We start from the raw sequence: 17,629 nt of genomic DNA, 5'->3' as shown, positions 1-17,629 counted from the left end.
TTGTTACATTAATTCAGTAAACCTAATCCCTGCTCTGCCGTTGAAGAACCATACCTTTTCAATGATGAGCAATTTATGATCAATTCTTTCAGCCGTACGGGGCTTGGAACAAAGCTGTCGCTCCTGACTGGCGTCAGTGTCGCCACGCTGTTTCTGCTTTTCACTTTCCTGCTCAGCCAAAAAGCCAGCCAGCAGCTTGAAGCCCTTGCGGTCGAAGATCTGCATAATCAATCCACCGGTATGGTCGACATGGTGCAGATGTTTAATACCAGCCTGAGCGAGGAAGTCGAAAGCTACACCAGGTTGTTTACGACATTTCTGCCCCAGCCGTTTAGCGTCGATACTCAGCAGACCCGGACCATTAACGGGCTCACCGTTCCTCTGCTGAAAGGAGGCGATACTGAGCTCCATGAAAACACGACGTTTTCTGATGACTTTCTGAATCGTACGGGAGCAATCTCCACGCTGTTTGTTCGCAGCGGTAACGACTTTATTCGCGTGGCCACATCCCTGCGCAAAGAGAATGGCGATCGCGCCATGGGAACCGTTCTGGACACGAGCAGCCCGGCGTTTGCCTCCGTCACTAAGGGCGAGGTGTACCGTGGCCTGGCGCTCCTGTTTGGCAAGCGCTACATCACCCAGTACCAGCCCGTGAAGAACAGTGAAGGTCAGGTTATCGGGATCATCTTTGTTGGGGTGGATATCAGTCACTCCTGGAACGTCATGCGCGAGAAAATCCTCAACCGCCGTCTGGGCGAGAGCGGACACTTCTTTGTGCTGGACCGCAGCAATGGCAAAACACGCGGTCAGTACCTGTTCCATACCAGCGAAGAGGGAAAACAACCGAAGTGGGACAACGCGACCCAACAGCAATTGCTGAGCGATTCCTCAGGCACGCTGGAACGCCTGAGCGAAGATGGCCGAACGCTGAAAATGGCCTATACCCCGCTGCCCGGCTGGAACTGGACCATCGTGGGTGAAGTGGATAAATCGGTCCTGCTCTCCAGCGTCAACGCCATGCGCGACCGTTTCCTGCTGGCAGGCGTAGCGTTGTCTGCCCTCTTCGCGGGCCTGTTTGTGGTGCTCATCCGCCGAATGCTGACCCGCCCGCTGCGTAACGTGATCGAACTGGCCCGCCAGTATGCCGCAGGGGATTTGCGATCCAGCCTGCCTGTCACCCGTCAGGATGAGGTCGGCCAGCTGGTTGATGCCATCAACGGTATTGGCGATGGGCTGCAAAAAATTGTCCTGCAGGTACGTGAAGCCGCAGGCGAGATCCATTTGGGCACCAATGCGCTGGCTTCCGATACCGGCGAGATCTCAGAGCAGATCAACAAGCAGGCCAGCAGCGTGGAGGAGACCTCCGCCAGCATGGAACAACTGGCCGCAACCGTGCAGCAAAATGCCGCCAACATGGAGCAAACGCAGCAGCTGGTCGGTGAAACCTCGCGCGCGGTTCATCAGGGTGGCGAGACGGTAACCCATGCGGTTGCCACGATGGATGACATTCGCGAAGCGTCAAAACGCATTGAAGACATTACCCGCGTGATCGAATCCATCGCCTTCCAGACCAACATTCTGGCGCTGAATGCGGCAGTTGAGGCCGCCCGCGCAGGCGAGCACGGAAAAGGTTTTGCGGTGGTCGCGCAGGAAGTTCGCGCGCTGGCAGGACGCAGCGCCAACGCGGTGAAAGAGATTGAACAGCTGATTGGCGATACGCTGCGGAAAGTGAGCGAAGGCCACGCGCTGTCTGAACAGACACGTCTGGCGATGGACTCTATCATCGTTCATATCGATAACATCAGCCAGCTGGTCACGGAGATTAACCACGCATCGCGCGAGCAGTCCGCCGGGATTGGCCAGGTGAATCTGGCCATGACCCACATTGGCGAAGCGTCGCATATCAACGCCGATCGCGTCTCGCGCAGCGAGCAAACTGCACACACGCTGCGTGAGAAAGGCTCACACCTCACCCAGCTGGTGAGCCTGTTCCAGCTTAAGCGCTAGCCAACTCTGCCCGTGGCGCGCAGCAGCAGATCGTTACGCACCTGCTCGCTCATTAGCGTACCGCCACGGGCATCCAGCATCATGCAGCACCACGCCTGCGCCACGGGCGGCGATGCGTGCCGCAGCATCTGACTTCCAGCGCCCAGTAAAAAGAGCTGCTGCGCGATCTCCCTCCCCTGCGCCTCCTGCGGTTTACGCAGCTTCTGCTGTAACTGCCGCCAGCTGCGATCGAAGTGTCTGTCCTGTCCTTTGACCTGGGCAAATTCATCGGCAAGCAGGTCGTGGATCCCTGGCTGCTTCGCCAGCACGCGCAGCACGTCCAGGCACATGATATTTCCCGATCCTTCCCAGATGCTGTTCACCGGCATCTCGCGATACAGGCGGGGAAGCTCACTCTCCTCGCAGTACCCGATGCCGCCCAGCGCCTCCATCGCCTCCGCCACAAAGGGGATGCCCGCTTTGCACACGCTGAATTTTGCGGCCGGGGTAAACAACCTTGCCCACGCAGCCTCATGCGGGTCCGTTCGGTTGTCCCACGCCCGGGCCAGACGGAACAGCAGCGCCGTGTGCCCCTCCAGCACCAGCGCCATACGGCTCAGCACTTCACGCATTAACGGCTGATCGATGAGGTTTTTGCCGAAGGTCTGCCGTTGATGGGTATGATAAAGCGCCACCGAGAGCGCCCGACGCATCAGCCCATGGCTGCCAAGGGCGCAGTCGAAGCGCGTCAGCCCGCCCATCTTCAGGATTTGCCGCACGCCTTCTCCCTCTTCACCCAGCAGCCAGCCGGAGGCATCGAGGAACTCCGCCTCGCTGCTGGCGTTCGAGCGGTTGCCGAGCTTGTCTTTCAGACGTTCCAGCCGTACGGCGTTGCGCTGTCCGTCGGGTAAGAAACGCGGAACAAAAAAGCAGGACAAACCGCCTTTCGCCTGCGCCAGCACCAGATGCGCATCGCTCTGCGGCACGGAGAAAAACCATTTGTGCCCCACCAGCCTGTAACTGCCATCGCTGCATTTTTCCGCTTTGGTGGTATTGCTGAGCACATCCGAGCCGCCCTGCTTTTCCGTCATCCCCATGCCGATCAGCAGGCCGCGTTTTTGCGCGCCCGGGGCGAGATGGGGATCGTAGCGATCGCTCATCAGCGGCGTTAACCAGTCATGAAACGGTTTGGGCAGCGACTGTTGCAACAGTGGCGTGGCGGCGAAGGTCATGGTCACCGGGCATAACGTCCCCGCTTCAACCTGAGCATGGAGCACAAAGCGCGCGGCCCTGGCGACGAAAGCGCCTTTTCGCGCCTCCTCCTCCCACGCCAGATTATGAACCCGGTTAGCGCAGAGCCCCTGCATCAGAAGATGCCAGGCGGGGTGAAAGCGAACGTCATCCAGCCGCTCTCCCGTGGCGTCATAACGCAGCAGCTCCGGCGGGTTAACATTCGCCAGCCTGCCCAGCTCCAGCGACTCCGCCGTGCCTAACTGCTGTCCGATGCTGGCAAGAAGATCCATATCCCACTCGGCACCCTCGCGCGCAACCGCGTCGCGCAGCGCGCAGTCTGAGAGGAAAAGGTTACTGTTAGAGAGTGGGGCGGGTTGATTAAAAACGGTATGGGTCTGCCAGTGCATGCTGTCTCCCTCCTTTCATTGGCAATACGTATAAGTATGGACAGAGGGCTTGCACGCTGCATGGGAGGGGAGTCACAGGACGACGATCGCATTGATATCATTCGTGAAATAGCTCACAGAACATAAGAATAAACTATTTCATTACTCCGCTTATGCTGAATAATTTATTCTTACCCCGTCTATGTGAGGTTGTTATGCAACAGGATGCGCACAAGCGTGCATTAATTGCAGGCTCTATTGGTAACTTTATCGAGTGGTATGAGTTTGCGGTCTACGGTTTTCTGGCAACCGTGATTGCGAAGAACTTCTTCCAGCTTGAAGGGGAAGCGGCACTCACCAGCCTGATCCTCACCTGGGCCTCGTTCGCCATCGCCTTCTTCTTCCGCCCGCTGGGCGCGGTGGTCTTTGGACGCATTGGCGACAGGATTGGCCGGAAGCCGACGCTGATCGTTGTGCTGGTGCTGATGACGCTCGCTACCGCCGCCATAGGCATCGTGCCCGTCTACGCCAGCATCGGCATTGCCGCGCCGCTGATGATTACGCTGCTGCGCATCCTGCAGGGGCTTTTCGCGGGAGGCGAGTACGGCGGAGCCGTCTCACTGATGACGGAATTCGCCCCACGAGGCAAGCGCGGGCTGTACGGCGCGTGGCAGTCCTTTACCGTGGCGCTCGGGCTGTTAGCGGGCGCGGGCATTGTGGCGTTGCTCTCTGCCCTCCTCACGCCTGAAGCCCTGCACGACTGGGGCTGGCGCATTCCGTTCTTCCTTGCGCTGCCGATGGGCGCGGTGGCGCTATGGCTGCGGGTAAGCATGGAAGAGACGCCGAGCTTTGTGCAACAGAAGGAAAAACCGGTCATTGCTCAGGCCAGTACATCCGCCACGCTCAAAATCATTCTGATGGGCATTGGCCGCGTGATGGTCTGGTCCGCTGCGGGGTATACCTACCTCGTGATTATGCCGACCTATCTGCAGTCGGCGCTGCATACCGGGTTTAATCAGGCGCTGCTGATCGCGGTGATTTCTAACCTTGGTTTTGCGCTCACCATCATTCCATCGGGAATGCTGAGCGACAGGATCGGTCGGCGCACGGTGATGATCGTTGCCACCGCACTGCTGCTGATCCTCGCCCTGCCGCTGCTGAAAATCTTGCAGGCAGAATCCAGTACGCTGGCGGTGAAGGCTATCGTGGTGTTAATTGCGGGTGGTCTGGTGGGGATGCTGGCAGGGCCGGGGCCGGCAATGCTGTCTGAGATGTTCCCGACGCGCGTGCGCTATACGGGGCTGGGGCTGGCCTATTCACTGTCGAACGCGATTTTCTCGGGCTGCGCGGGGTTGTTTATTACCGGTCTGATAAAAGAGACGGGCAATCTGGATATTCCGGCGTATTACGTGATGGCAACGGCGGTAGTAAGTATTTTCGCACTGATGACGTTGAGGAAGGATGACCATTTGCGGTCGTTAGAGGAGTGAGGCTGTCACCGTCTGGTGCCCTCATCACGGCCCTCTCCCACGGGGAGAGGGAGAAAACACAAAAGGCCGTCCTGTGGACGGCCTTGCTGTTTATTCCCCCCGCTGACGCACCGCTTCAAACAGGCAGATACCCGTCGCAACGGAAACGTTCAGGGACGACACGCTGCCCGCCATCGGGATGCTGATCAGTTCGTCGCAGTGTTCGCGGGTCAGACGACGCATACCTTCGCCTTCCGCCCCCATCACCAGCGCCAGACGGCCAGTCATTTTGCTCTGATACAGGGTATGATCCGCTTCACCGGCGGTACCGACGATCCAGATGTTCTCTTCCTGCAGCAGACGCATGGTGCGCGCCAGGTTCGTCACGCGGATCAGCGGGACGTTTTCCGCCGCACCGCAGGCCACTTTCTTCGCCGTCGCGTTTAGCTGCGCGGAGCGATCTTTCGGCACGATCACCGCATGCACGCCCGCCGCATCGGCACTGCGAAGACACGCGCCGAGGTTATGCGGATCGGTTACGCCATCGAGGATCAGGAAGAACGGGTTATCCAGCGCGGCAATCAGGTCCGGCAGATCGTTCTCCTGATACTGACGGCCTGGCTTCACGCGGGCAATGATCCCCTGGTGCACCGCGCCTTCGCTTTTCTCATCCAGGAACTGGCGGTTCGCCAGCTGGATCACCACGCCCTGTGCTTCCAGCGCGTGGATCAGCGGCATCAGACGCTTATCTTCACGCCCTTTCAGAATAAACACTTCCTGAAAACGCTCCGGTGCGCGCTCGAGAAGGGCCTGCACCGCGTGGATGCCGTAAATCATTTCACTCATTGATGGTTCTCGTAATAGGTATTTCCCCTCTCCCGGCTGGGGAGAGGGTCAGGGTGAGGGGAGAATTACTCCGCCTGCTTTTTCTTGGCTGCGCGCTTCGCTTTTGTCGCGGCAGCGATTTTCTGCGTTTTCGCGGACGGTTTTTTCGCTGAACGGGCTTCTTTCTTCGCCGCCTTCGGCTTCTGTTTCTTCTCGCCGCGGAACGCGCTGTCCGGCTCGAAGTTTACCTTCTTGCCCGCCTGACGACGTTTACCGCCGCCCGGTTTACCGTTACCGGTTTTTTTCGCCCTTTCACGCTCGGTTTTACCGACGTTACGCGGCGCGCGCTCGCTGGAGATCAGGCTGAAATCGATTTTACGATCGTCCATATTCACGGCTTCGACCTTCACTTCCACACGGTCGCCCAGACGATAGGTCTGGCCGCCAGATTCGCCAATCAGGCGCTGACCGACCTGGTCGAAGCGGTAGTAGTCGTTATCCAGGCTGGAGACGTGCACCAGACCGTCGATGAACAGCTCGTCCAGACGAACGAAGAAACCAAAGCCGGTCACGCTGGCAATCACGCCTTTAAAGACATTGCCCACCTGATCGAGCATAAAGTCACACTTCAGCCAGTCCGCCACGTCGCGCGTCGCCTCGTCGGCACGACGCTCGGTCATGGAACAATGCTGACCCAGCTGCAGCATCTCTTCCATGGAGTAGTGATAACCGCCGGTTTCGGTGGTGTTCCCTTTGTGGCCCTGCTCCTGCGCCAGCAGATACTTGATCGCACGGTGCAGTGAGAGGTCAGGATAACGACGGATCGGCGAGGTAAAGTGCGCGTAAGACTGCAGCGCCAGGCCGAAGTGCCCCCGGTTTTCCGGATCGTAAATCGCCTGCTTCATGGAACGCAGCAGCATCGTCTGCAGCATTTCCGCGTCAGGACGATCGCTAATGGATTCCAGCAGCTCGGCGTAATCGCGCGGCTCTGGCTTGTTACCACCAGGCAGCTCCAGACCGAGTTCAGCCAGCACGGAGCGGAACGAGGTCACGGCTTCCGTAGTTGGCTTGTCGTGAATACGGAACAGCGCAGGCTCTTTGGCTTTCTCAACAAAACGTGCCGCCGAGATGTTCGCCAGGATCATACACTCTTCGATCAGCTTGTGCGCATCGTTACGCTGGGTCTGTTCGATACGCTCAATACGACGCTCGGCGTTGAAGATGAACTTCGCTTCTTCGCTCTCAAACGAGATCCCGCCGCGCTCTTCGCGCGCCTGATCCAGCGTTTTATAGAGGTTATGCAGCTCTTCAATGTGTTTAACCAGCGGCGCGTATTGCTCACGAAGATCCTGATCGCCCTGCAGCATGTGCCAGACCTTGGTATAGGTCAGACGCGCGTGGGAACTCATCACCGCTTCGTAGAATTTATAGCCCGTTAAGCGCCCTTTGGTGGAGATGGTCATCTCACATACCATACAGAGACGGTCAACCTGCGGGTTCAGGGAGCACAAACCGTTGGAGAGCACTTCCGGCAGCATCGGTATTACCTGAGACGGGAAGTAGACCGACGTACCGCGGCTGCGCGCTTCGTTATCCAGCGGCGTGTGCGGGCGAACGTAGTAGCTGACATCCGCAATAGCCACCCACAGACGCCAGCCGCCGCCGCGTTTTTTCTCGCAGTAAACGGCGTCATCGAAGTCGCGGGCGTCTTCGCCATCAATCGTCACCAGCGGCAGATCGCGGAGATCCACACGGCCTGCTTTAGATTCTTCAGGCACCTCTTCGCGGAGGCCGGAAATTTGTTCTTCAACCGCTTTCGGCCAGACGTACGGAATTTCATGGGTACGCAGCGCCATATCGACGGCCATACCGGTGCCCATGTTATCGCCCAGCACTTCGACGATTTTACCCACCGCTTTGGTGCGACGGGTTGGGCGCTGGGTGAGCTCCACCACCACCACAAAGCCCATGCGCGCACCCATCACCTCTTCAGGCGGGATCAGGATATCGAAGCTCAGACGGCTGTCGTCCGGCACCACGAAGCCCACACCCGCGTCGGTAAAGTAGCGGCCGACGATCTGGCTGGTTTTTGGCACCAGCACACGCACCACGCGCGCTTCGCGGCGACCTTTACGGTCAGCGCCCAGCGGCTGCGCCAGGACCTGGTCGCCGTGGATGCACATTTTCATCTGCTCAGATGAGAGGTACAGGTCGTCCTTACGGCCTTCCACGCGCAGGAAGCCGAAGCCATCGCGGTGACCAATAACGGTTCCTTTCAGCAGGTCAAGGCGTTCTGGCAACGCGTAGCACTGGCGGCGAGTAAAGACCAGCTGCCCGTCACGCTCCATGGCGCGCAGGCGGCGGCGAAGCGCTTCAATTTGCTCTTCACCTTCAATATTTAATTCAACGGCAAGTTCTTCACGATTGGCGGGTTTTTCGCGTTTTGTTAAGTGTTCAATGATGAACTCGCGGCTGGGGATAGGATTCGCGTATTTTTCGGCTTCGCGTTCCTGGAAAGGATCTTGTGACATGTCGGTTCCTCCGTTGTCAGCTCCGGTGGAAATTTTCTTCATTCCACCAGCAATAATTTATAAAGCGGTTGATTCTCTTCAACCAAATCGGCCAGCGTGTAGTTATCCAGTTCCTTGAGAAAACTTTGCACGGCCTTAGAAAGCGCCTGTTTCAGGCGGCAAGCGGGCGTAATGTGGCAGAACTCGCTGCTGCAGTTCACCAGAGACAACGGCTCCAGCTCACGTACCACATCCCCGATACGGATACTCTGCGCCGGTTTACCGAGACGGATCCCTCCATTCTTCCCGCGGACGGCAGCAACGTATCCGGCACGACTAAGTTGATTGATTATTTTGACCATATGATTACGGGACACACCGTACACCTCTGTCACTTCAGAGATATTGGTCATCTTCCCATCGGGTAACGACGCCATGTAAATCAGCGCGCGTAAGCCGTAATCGGTGAAACTTGTTAACTGCACATCAACCTCAGGAAAAAGGGAAAACGCGGTCAAACCGCAGAGATATTCATTAATGATGATAAACCAGCCAGATAGTTAGCGGCTAATTTATTTGACAGACGGGGCGAAAAAGCGGAGATCCAGGAGCGGTCGCCGGATGGCGCTGCGCTTATCCGGCCTACGGGTTTCCCCGCAGGCCAGCAGTCACGAAGATTATGCGTCGAACGGGTCGCGCAGGATCATCGTTTCAGTACGATCCGGGCCGGTAGAAATAATATCGATCGGCACTTCGGTCAGTTCTTCAATGCGCTTGATGTAATCCAGCGCCGCCTGCGGCAGGCCGCTACGCTCTTTCACACCGAAGGTGGTCTCAGACCAGCCCGGCATGGTTTCGTAGATTGGCTCAATGCCTTCCCAGTCGTCAGCAGCCAGCGGAGTGGTGGTCACTTCGCGGCCATCTGGCATACGGTAGCCTACGCAGATTTTCACTTCTTTCAGGCCGTCCAGGACGTCCAGCTTGGTCAGGCAGAAGCCAGACAGGGAGTTGATCTGCACTGCGCGACGCACGGCAACCGCATCCAGCCAGCCGGTACGACGACGACGACCGGTGGTCGCGCCAAACTCGTTACCCTGCTTGCACAGGAACTCGCCGGTCTCATCAAACAGCTCGGTCGGGAATGGACCCGCACCCACGCGAGTGGAGTATGCTTTGATGATGCCCAGAACGTAATCCACATAACGCGGGCCCAGGCCGGAGCCCGTTGCCACGCCACCGGCGGTGGTGTTAGAGGAGGTAACGTACGGATAGGTACCGTGGTCGATGTCCAGCAGCGTACCCTGCGCGCCTTCGAACATGACGAAATCGCCACGCTTGCGCGCCTGGTCCAGCAGATCGGACACATCAACAACCATACCGGTCAGAATGTCAGCGATCGCCATGACGTCATCCAGCACTTTCTGGTAGTCAACGGCTTCGGCTTTGTAGAAGTTCACCAGCTGGAAGTTGTGATATTCCATCACTTCTTTCAGTTTTTCAGCGAAGGTTGCTTTGTCGAAGAGGTCGCCCACGCGCAGACCGCGACGTGCCACTTTATCTTCGTAAGCCGGACCGATACCACGACCGGTGGTGCCGATCGCTTTCGCGCCACGCGCTTTTTCACGCGCCACGTCCAGCGCCACGTGATAATCCAGGATCAGCGGGCAGGCTTCGGAGAGCAGCAGACGCTCACGAACAGGGATACCACGGTCTTCCAGACCTTTCATCTCTTTCATCAGCGCAGCTGGAGACAGCACAACGCCGTTACCGATGATGCTGGTGACGTTTTCGCGAAGAATGCCTGATGGAATAAGATGGAGGACGGTTTTTTCACCGTTGATTACGAGAGTATGGCCTGCGTTGTGACCGCCCTGGTAGCGTACAACATATTTAGCCCGTTCAGTCAGAAGATCAACAATCTTCCCTTTACCTTCGTCACCCCATTGGGTGCCCAGTACGACGACGTTGTTACCCATTTTTTTCAAAATCACCGTTTGCTTAAAAATGGATTCTACCATCGCTTTTTCAGATATACAGCACTTTTTGACCCTAAAATATGCCAATTGCGGTTAGTTTTTGATCAGCCAATCGTTTTCCTCAACATGTAGTAGATAACGATACCAGCAACCACAAGACCGCCGCCAAAACGACGCAAAATATTATCCGGCAGTTGGCTCATCGTGGCGATCATTCGACGCCAGGCGCGCGGATAGAGCATCGGTCCGAGACCTTCCAGCACCAGAACCAGGGCTAGTGCGAGCCAGATCGTTGAATTCATTTTTCATCCTTATAAAAGAAAACCACCGCGCCGTTGGGAGCGGTGGTTTGAATACTCAAACGAGCCTGAGTTTATCGCGTTGCGTTAGTCGGCGTCTTCATATAACGGAAGAAATCGCTGTCCGGGCTGAGCACCATCACATCCTGGTTGCTCTGGAAGCTGTTCTCGTAAGCACGCAGGCTACGGATAAAGGCGTAGAAGTCTGGATCCTGGCTGAAGGCATCGGCGAACAGCTTCGCGGCTTCCGCATCACCTTCACCACGCAGGATACGGCCCTGACGCTCAGACTCTGCGAGAGTCTTGGTCACTTCGTAGTCCGCTGCGGCGCGCAGTTTTTCAGCCTCTTCCTGACCCTGTGAACGGTGACGACGAGCTACCGCTTCACGCTCGGCGCGCATACGGTTGTAAATCGCCTCGGACACTTCCGCTGGCAGGTTGATCTGCTTGATGCGCACGTCAACCACTTCGATACCCAGCGCAGCCATACTGTTCGGGTTGATCACCGGCACTTTACCGTTGGTTTCAGCCTGAACGCGTTCAGCGGCTTTAGCAATCGCGTCATCTGCTGCTGGCGTTTCCACTTCGTCTTCGGTGCCTGCTGTACCGGAGTTCAGCGCATCGCGCACTTCCAGGGTCAGACGACCGCGGGAGTCGGTCACGATGTCTTTCACATCCAGACGACCAATTTCAGAACGCAGACGGTCAGAGAACTTACGTTTCAGCAGCACTTCTGCCTGAGAAACATCACCGCCGCCCGTTGCCAGGAAGTAACGGCTGAAATCGCTGATGCGCCATTTGATGTAAGAATCAACGATCAGGTCTTTCTTCTCTTTGGTCACGAAACGGTCAGCCTGGTTATCCATAGTCTGGATACGCGCATCCAGCGTTTTCACAGACTGAATGAACGGCACCTTGAAGTGCAGGCCCGGCTCGTAAATCACCGGACGTTTGTCGCCATCACGCACGACGCTGCTGAACTGGAACTTGATCCCACGCTCGCCCTCTTTCACCACAAAGATCGAGGTATACAGCACGACCAGTACGATGACGATGATCGCAATAACTGACTTACGCATCCTTATTCCCCCTGACGCTGGTAGTCGTTACGCTGCGCGTTAGCACGGCGTTGGTCCATAATGTCACCATCGTTCGAAGAAGGCGTTGTGTTCGCACTTGAGCTGCCTGAAGAGGCTGGCGGCAGACGCAGCAGGTTGTTGGCACCGCTGGTGTCTTTCGCTGCCGGTGCAGAACCGCCTTTCAGCATCTGATCCAGCGGCAGAACCATCAGGTTTCCACCTTTGTTGTCGTTAACCAGCACTTTGCGGGTGTGGCTCAGCACTTTTTCCATGGTCTCGATATAGAGACGCTCGCGGGTAATTTCCGGAGCCGCTTTATATTCCGGCAGGATCTTCGCGAAGCGAGCCACTTCACCCTGTGCTTCCAGGATGGTTTGAGTCTTATAAGCGCGAGCTTCTTCCAGAATACGCTGCGCCTGACCGTTAGCACGCGGCTGCACTTCGTTGGTGTACGCTTCTGCTTCACGGATGTACTGCTGTTCGTTTTCACGGGCAGCAATCGCATCATCAAATGCGGCTTTCACCTCTTCCGGCGGACGTGCAGCCTGGAAGTTGACGTCCAGCAGGGTGATACCCATGTTATACGGACGAATGGTCTCTTCCAGCTCGCGCTGGGTATCGCTACGAATAACGGTACGACCTTCGGTCAGAATGCGGTCCATGGTGTATTTACCGATCACACCACGCAGGGCGCTGTCGGTCGCCTGACGCAGGCTGTCATCGGCACTGGTCACGCTAAACAGATAACGCTCAGGATCGGTCACGCGGTACTGCACGTTCATCTCGACGCGCACCACGTTCTCATCTGAGGTCAGCATCACGCCGGACGCCGCCAGTTCACGGACGGACTCCACGTTTACCGCGGTCACATCGTCAATGAAGGTGGGTTTCCAGTTCAGGCCCGGCTCAACCAGATGGCTGAACTTGCCGAAACGGGTGACCACGCCGCGTTCTGCTTCTTTAATGGTGTAGAATCCGCTGGCTGCCCAGATGATTACCACCGCAGCGGCCACAATGCCCACTACGCGGCCACCCATTGGCGGGCGTGGACTCTGAGTAGAATTACCACCCGAGCCAGAACCTTTTCCTCCGCCAAGGCCACCAAGCTTTTTGCTCAGCTTGCGGAAGATATCATCCAGATCCGGTGGCCCCTGCTCGCGACCACCTTTGTTGCCATTTCCCCCAGAGTTGCCGCCTTGATTATTGCTGCTTCCCCACGGGTCGCGGTCTTGTCCGTTATTACCGGGCTGATTCCACGCCATGTATATGCTCCATATTTGTTATGCAAGGGCGAATTATTCAGGCTTCCCCTTTCTGATCAGACGATATAGTCCGCCAGCGCAGGTTCTTGTTTACAGAGGCGACGCCAGTCAACGATCGGCATACGCACCTGCATCCCCACGCTGCCGTCATCCTCCATCCACTCTTTTTCTATCGCCTGAAGCTGATAAAACCGGCTGCGCAGCCTGCCTTCCTGTGGCGGCAGTCGCAGCGTGTGCTGAGCTACCTCACCGGAAAGACGTTCTGTCAAAGCCTGGAAAAGCAGTGGCACACCAATACCGGCCTGAGCAGAAAGCCAGACCCGAATCGGTTTGTTCTCTTCGTCTCGGTCAATACGCGGTTCAAAATCGTCCAGCATATCGATCTTGTTCATCACCAACAGGGTGGGAATTTCGTGGGCGTCGATCTCTTCGAGCACCACGTTCACCGCCTCGATGTTCTCCTGCACGCGTACGTCAGCCGCATCAATCACGTGCAGCAGCAGGGTCGCCTGACGGGTCTCCTGCAACGTCGCTTTAAACGCCGCGACCAGATCGTGCGGCAGATGGCGGATAAACCCTACGGTATCCGCCAGTACTGTTTCGCCGACGTCAGCAACGTCAATACGACGCAGCGTCGGGTCCAGGGTCGCAAACAGCTGGTCTGCGGCATACACCTGGGCCTCGGTTATCTGGTTAAACAGGGTAGATTTACCGGCGTTGGTATAGCCCACCAGCGACACCGTTGGGATGTCGGCTTTGGTTCGCGCCCGACGCCCCTGTTCACGCTGTTTCTCTACACGTTCCAGACGTGAGAGGATTTGGGTAATACGGCCACGCAGCAAACGGCGGTCGGTTTCGAGCTGGGTTTCACCCGGACCGCGCAAACCAATCCCGCCTTTTTGTCTTTCAAGGTGGGTCCAGCCACGCACCAGACGCGTCGCCAGATGGCGCAACTGCGCCAGCTCAACCTGCAGTTTCCCTTCATGGGTACGGGCACGCTGAGCAAAAATATCTAAAATCAATCCCGTGCGATCGATCACACGGCATTCGCAGAGAGCTTCCAGGTTGCGCTCCTGGGCTGGAGACAGCGCATGATCAAACAACACGACTGACGCGCCGGTTGCTTTTACGGCATCCGCAATTTCTACTGCTTTACCTTCACCAACAAAATACTTTGGGTGCGGCGCTTTACGGCTACCGGTAATCACCTGCATTGCTTCGACACCGGCGGAAGAGACCAGAGATTCAAACTCCTGGAGGTCTTCCATATCTTTGTCTTGCGAAAAATAGATGTGTACCAGCACCGCCTGCTCACCGGCATCATAACGGTCAAACAAGCGAAAACCTCTCTAAAAAAATCAGCGGGGAACGCAGGATCCCTGGCTCCCCGTGTGGATAACAGCCTGAAACCTTACTCGGTTTCGTCGCTGTCCTGCGCTGGCGTTGAAGAACCCTGCGCGTTGCTGCCATGATGGTAGTTACTGCCAGTGCCGCCGCCAGCGTTATTGCTGTGATGAGAGACCGGACGGGACGGAACAACAGTAGAGATAGCGTGCTTGTAGACCATCTGGCTGACCGTGTTTTTCAACAGGATCACGAACTGATCGAAAGACTCAATCTGACCTTGCAGCTTAATACCATTCACCAAATAAATAGAAACTGGAACACGTTCCCGACGCAATGCGTTCAGGAACGGATCTTGTAAAGATTGCCCCTTAGCCATTCTATCTTTTCCTTATATGCTTGTTTTGTACTTAGAACCTTGCGATTCTGAAAAATTGCGCACGATACGTCTCAATTGTACACATTCAGTGAGCGATATCACCAACAACCTCAATCACGTCGTTTAACGCCTGTTGCGGTTTTTCACTGTCTAACCAGTGAACCCCCTCCCAACCGCGCAACCAGGTGATCTGGCGCTTCGCTAACTGTCTCGTGGCGCAAACACCTCGATAAACCATTTCATCGTATGAAATCTCGCCTTCAAGATACGACCACATCTGGCGGTATCCCACACAACGAACGGAAGGCATATCCGTATGCAAATCTCCACGGGCAAATAGCGCCCGCACTTCTGCTTCAAAATCTGAAGCCAACATCTGATGAAAACGCTGCTCAATTCGTTGATGGAGCAGTTCACGGCTCGCCGGGGCGATGGCGAACTGATGCACCTGATACGGCAGAGCGTCTCCTGACGTTTGCGTCAGTTCCGTTAAAGTTTTACCCGAAATGAAAAAAACTTCCAGTGCCCGGGAAAGCCTTTGCGGATCATTTGGATGGATTCGCGCTGCCGCAACCGGGTCTATCTCTGCCAGTTGCTGATGCAATACGTCCCATCCCTGCTCTGCTGCCTGCTGCTCAATCTTTGCTCTCACCTCAGGGTTCGCGGAAGGTAATGGTGATAATCCTTCGAGCAGCGCCTTGAAGTAGAGCATGGTTCCGCCAACCAGCAGCGGTATTCGTCCCGCAGCGGTGATCTCGGCCATCTCGGCTAAGGCATCCCAGCGAAAATCCGCTGCGGAGTAGGCCTCTGCCGGGTCGAGAATATCCAGCAAACGGTGCGGCGCTGCACGCAGTTCGTCTGCGTCTGGCTTCGCCGTACCGATGTCCATCCCCCGATAGATGAGGGCTGAATCCACACTAATCAACTCTACAGGCAAAACTTTACGTAACTCAATGGCTAACGCTGTTTTGCCGGAGGCCGTTGGGCCCATTAAAAAAATTGCCTTTGGCAGGCTCGCCTTGCTTACGTCAGTCATGTTTCAGGGCGGTCATCGCCGTTTTTAAATCAACAGGTTGTAATAACCCACCCGGCGGCGCTTTCACCAGCTGTGGGCAGAGGCGTTCCACCTCCGCCAGCACGGTAATCGCCTGCGCCATACTCCACGGTGAATGTTCGCTGGCCAGATGGCGGGCGATCCACTGCGCGGTATTGGCGGCCTCAAACGATGTTTGCTGCGCCAGGTAGCCTATCAGTTCAGGAATCAAGTTTTGTAAATTTTGTTGGCGTAAGGGTAAAGGGACTGCACGAATTGTCACATGTTGGGGTTCGAGCACAATTTCAATGCCCATTTGCGCCAGCTGGGCCTCTGCACGCTGCAATACCCTTGTTTCTTCAGCGGATATTTTCAGGCGAACCGGGATCAATAACGGCTGCGCACAAGCCGCATTTTCCCCCGGCGTCAGTTGCGCCTGCTTAAGCCAGCGTTCGGCAACCGGCAACGCCAGAAGCATCACTTTGCCGTCACGCTCAAGCAGTGCCATATCCGGGGCGATAACCGTCAGCACCCGGCCAAAACTCTGGCTATGACCGTCAAGGGAAGGTGCTGGCGCCGGAACGTACTCTTTACGCTCAACGGCTGGCGTGTCCAGCAATTTGCGGTATAACGCCCCCTGCTGCTTTTGATAGCCAGGGTGAGCGTTCGGGTAGTTCGCCCCCGTCGGACGAGGCGCGGCTCCTGCTGAGGAGAAACGCGAGGCTTCCGGTTCACGCGCCACGGCAGGCTCTGCAAAATGGTTGCGGCCCGCAGCGACACGGTTTTCCGGAAGCGGACGCGGTGCAGGGGCGTCATTTTCCAGCGGCAGCGTTGGCTCTGCCTGCTGCTGCAAAACGGTGGCCACGCCCTGATAAATGAAGTCGTGAACCAGACGCGACTGGTGGAACCGCACCTCATGCTTGGCAGGATGAACGTTGACATCCACTTGATGCGGGTCGATCTCCAGATAAAGCACAAACGCTGGCTGTTGATCCGCGCCAAGCTTGTCTTCACAGGCCTGGCGAATGGCGTGATTAATCAGGCGGTCGCGCATCATGCGGCCATTCACATAGCAGTACTGAATTTCAGCGAACGCCGCGCTGCTGGCGTTCGGATCCGCCACCCAGCCGCGTAAAGCCAGATCGCCGTGCTGCCACTCGATAGCCAGCGCCTGCTCCAGAAATGGTGTCCCACAAATGGCCCCCAGGCGACGCTCTTTCTGCCCACCCTCTGCCACCGCGCGATACTGGCGCATCACCTTGCCGTTATGGCTGAGGTTGATGGTGACATCGAAACGGGCCAGCGCGATACGGCGAATAATCTCATCGATATGGCCGAATTCGGTCTTCTCGGTACGCATAAACTTGCGGCGAGCGGGGGTGTTGTAGAACAGATCCAGCACTTCAAGGGTAGTGCCGACAGGGTGCGCCGCAGGTTTGACCGTGACGTCCATATCGCGTCCTTCGGCGTAGGCCTGCCAGGCTTCCTGCTGCTCGGCCGTGCGGGAGGTCAGCGTCAAACGGGAAACGGAGCTGATACTGGCCAGTGCTTCGCCGCGAAACCCAAGGCTGATAATCGCCTCCAGATCGTCCAGCGAAGCAATTTTACTGGTGGCATGACGCGCCAGCGCCAGCGCCAGCTCGTCCTTTTTGATGCCACAGCCGTTATCGCGAATGCGAATGAGCTTTGCGCCACCGCGTTCGATATCGATATCAATGCGGGTTGCGCCCGCATCGAGGCTGTTTTCCACCAGTTCCTTCACCACCGACGCAGGGCGCTCCACCACCTCACCGGCGGCGATTTGGTTCGCGAGCTGCGGCGGTAGAACCTGAATCGGCATGAATTCTC

The 17,629-nt window shown here is 56.8% G+C and carries 14 protein-coding genes; 2 read left to right on the top strand and 12 right to left on the bottom strand.

The genetic code is table 11. The features are described 5' to 3' along the window. Nucleotides 1-75 precede the first annotated feature (75 nt). Nucleotides 76-2,007: a methyl-accepting chemotaxis protein gene (locus ACWKXT_RS22155; protein WP_454533453.1), complete on the top strand. Its 1,932-nt coding sequence runs from the start codon at nt 76-78 to the stop codon at nt 2,005-2,007. On the opposite strand, the gene ACWKXT_RS22150 is transcribed toward ACWKXT_RS22155, so the two are convergent. Beyond that, entirely contained in the window at nt 2,004-3,626 is a 1,623-nt protein-coding gene (locus ACWKXT_RS22150) for an isovaleryl-CoA dehydrogenase (protein WP_454533452.1), read from the bottom strand. The two genes, ACWKXT_RS22155 and ACWKXT_RS22150, sit on opposite strands and share 4 nt — an antisense overlap. 194 nt (nt 3,627-3,820) lie before the next feature. Here ACWKXT_RS22150 and ACWKXT_RS22145 point away from each other — a divergent pair, with 194 nt between their 5' ends. After that, on the top strand, nt 3,821-5,095 hold the full coding sequence (locus ACWKXT_RS22145; protein WP_454533451.1) for an MFS transporter: 1,275 nt from the start codon (nt 3,821-3,823) through the stop codon (nt 5,093-5,095). 90 nt (nt 5,096-5,185) lie between these two features. Here ACWKXT_RS22145 and rlmB read toward each other — a convergent pair whose 3' ends face one another. From rlmB to mutL, 11 genes are all read right to left on the bottom strand, one after another. After that, the gene (gene rlmB, locus ACWKXT_RS22140) at nt 5,186-5,920 is read right to left on the bottom strand and encodes a 23S rRNA (guanosine(2251)-2'-O)-methyltransferase RlmB (protein ID WP_061099474.1); all 735 of its coding nucleotides are present in this window, start codon (nt 5,918-5,920) and stop codon (nt 5,186-5,188) included. Between the two features lie 65 nt (nt 5,921-5,985). Then, nucleotides 5,986-8,430, bottom strand: coding sequence for a ribonuclease R (rnr, locus tag ACWKXT_RS22135; protein ID WP_454533450.1), 2,445 nt, complete (start codon nt 8,428-8,430; stop codon nt 5,986-5,988). A gap of 38 nt (nt 8,431-8,468) precedes the next feature. Beyond that, nucleotides 8,469-8,894 (bottom strand): nitric oxide-sensing transcriptional repressor NsrR, encoded by a 426-nt coding sequence (gene nsrR / locus ACWKXT_RS22130; protein WP_454528621.1) that lies wholly within the window; start codon nt 8,892-8,894, stop codon nt 8,469-8,471. 192 nt (nt 8,895-9,086) lie between these two features. Continuing rightward, complete coding sequence (locus ACWKXT_RS22125) at nt 9,087-10,385, bottom strand: adenylosuccinate synthase (RefSeq protein WP_032673800.1); 1,299 nt, start codon at nt 10,383-10,385, stop codon at nt 9,087-9,089. A 104-nt stretch (nt 10,386-10,489) separates the two neighbouring features. After that, nucleotides 10,490-10,687 carry a DUF2065 domain-containing protein gene (locus ACWKXT_RS22120; RefSeq protein ID WP_003855996.1) on the bottom strand — a complete coding sequence of 66 codons (198 nt, stop codon included), beginning with the start codon at nt 10,685-10,687 and terminating at the stop codon, nt 10,490-10,492. Between the two features lie 71 nt (nt 10,688-10,758). After that, entirely contained in the window at nt 10,759-11,763 is a 1,005-nt protein-coding gene (hflC, locus tag ACWKXT_RS22115) for a protease modulator HflC (RefSeq protein ID WP_010427498.1), read from the bottom strand. A gap of 2 nt (nt 11,764-11,765) precedes the next feature. Continuing rightward, entirely contained in the window at nt 11,766-13,025 is a 1,260-nt protein-coding gene (gene hflK, locus ACWKXT_RS22110; protein WP_080328793.1) for an FtsH protease activity modulator HflK, read from the bottom strand. Between the two features lie 56 nt (nt 13,026-13,081). Then, a complete protein-coding gene (gene hflX, locus ACWKXT_RS22105) occupies nt 13,082-14,362 on the bottom strand; it encodes a ribosome rescue GTPase HflX (RefSeq protein WP_454533449.1) in 1,281 nt (426 codons plus the stop codon). Nucleotides 14,363-14,436: 74 nt separating this feature from the next. Beyond that, the gene (hfq, locus tag ACWKXT_RS22100) at nt 14,437-14,748 is read right to left on the bottom strand and encodes an RNA chaperone Hfq (protein WP_008502919.1); all 312 of its coding nucleotides are present in this window, start codon (nt 14,746-14,748) and stop codon (nt 14,437-14,439) included. Nucleotides 14,749-14,833: 85 nt separating this feature from the next. Beyond that, entirely contained in the window at nt 14,834-15,784 is a 951-nt protein-coding gene (miaA, locus tag ACWKXT_RS22095; RefSeq protein WP_454533448.1) for a tRNA (adenosine(37)-N6)-dimethylallyltransferase MiaA, read from the bottom strand. Then, entirely contained in the window at nt 15,777-17,621 is a 1,845-nt protein-coding gene (gene mutL, locus ACWKXT_RS22090) for a DNA mismatch repair endonuclease MutL (protein WP_454533447.1), read from the bottom strand. Before mutL ends, miaA begins: the two co-directional genes overlap by 8 nt. Nucleotides 17,622-17,629: the final 8 nt, after the last annotated feature.

It is taken from the genome of Enterobacter sp. UPMP701 (genome assembly GCF_053709515.1).
Note: the sequence above shows the minus strand (reverse complement) of the source record. Positions and strands in the feature narration are given on the sequence as shown.

Coding starts and splice junctions, on each gene's coding strand:
- ACWKXT_RS22150 (WP_454533452.1), bottom strand. CDS start 3,626: ATGCACTGGCAGACCCATACCGTTTTTAATCAACCCGCCCCACTCTCT.
- ACWKXT_RS22125 (WP_032673800.1), bottom strand. CDS start 10,385: ATGGGTAACAACGTCGTCGTACTGGGCACCCAATGGGGTGACGAAGGT.
- mutL (WP_454533447.1), bottom strand. CDS start 17,621: ATGCCGATTCAGGTTCTACCGCCGCAGCTCGCGAACCAAATCGCCGCC.
- rnr (WP_454533450.1), bottom strand. CDS start 8,430: ATGTCACAAGATCCTTTCCAGGAACGCGAAGCCGAAAAATACGCGAAT.
- hflK (WP_080328793.1), bottom strand. CDS start 13,025: ATGGCGTGGAATCAGCCCGGTAATAACGGACAAGACCGCGACCCGTGG.
- ACWKXT_RS22145 (WP_454533451.1), top strand. CDS start 3,821: ATGCAACAGGATGCGCACAAGCGTGCATTAATTGCAGGCTCTATTGGT.
- rlmB (WP_061099474.1), bottom strand. CDS start 5,920: ATGAGTGAAATGATTTACGGCATCCACGCGGTGCAGGCCCTTCTCGAG.
- ACWKXT_RS22120 (WP_003855996.1), bottom strand. CDS start 10,687: ATGAATTCAACGATCTGGCTCGCACTAGCCCTGGTTCTGGTGCTGGAA.
- ACWKXT_RS22155 (WP_454533453.1), top strand. CDS start 76: ATGATCAATTCTTTCAGCCGTACGGGGCTTGGAACAAAGCTGTCGCTC.
- miaA (WP_454533448.1), bottom strand. CDS start 15,784: ATGACTGACGTAAGCAAGGCGAGCCTGCCAAAGGCAATTTTTTTAATG.
- hflC (WP_010427498.1), bottom strand. CDS start 11,763: ATGCGTAAGTCAGTTATTGCGATCATCGTCATCGTACTGGTCGTGCTG.
- hfq (WP_008502919.1), bottom strand. CDS start 14,748: ATGGCTAAGGGGCAATCTTTACAAGATCCGTTCCTGAACGCATTGCGT.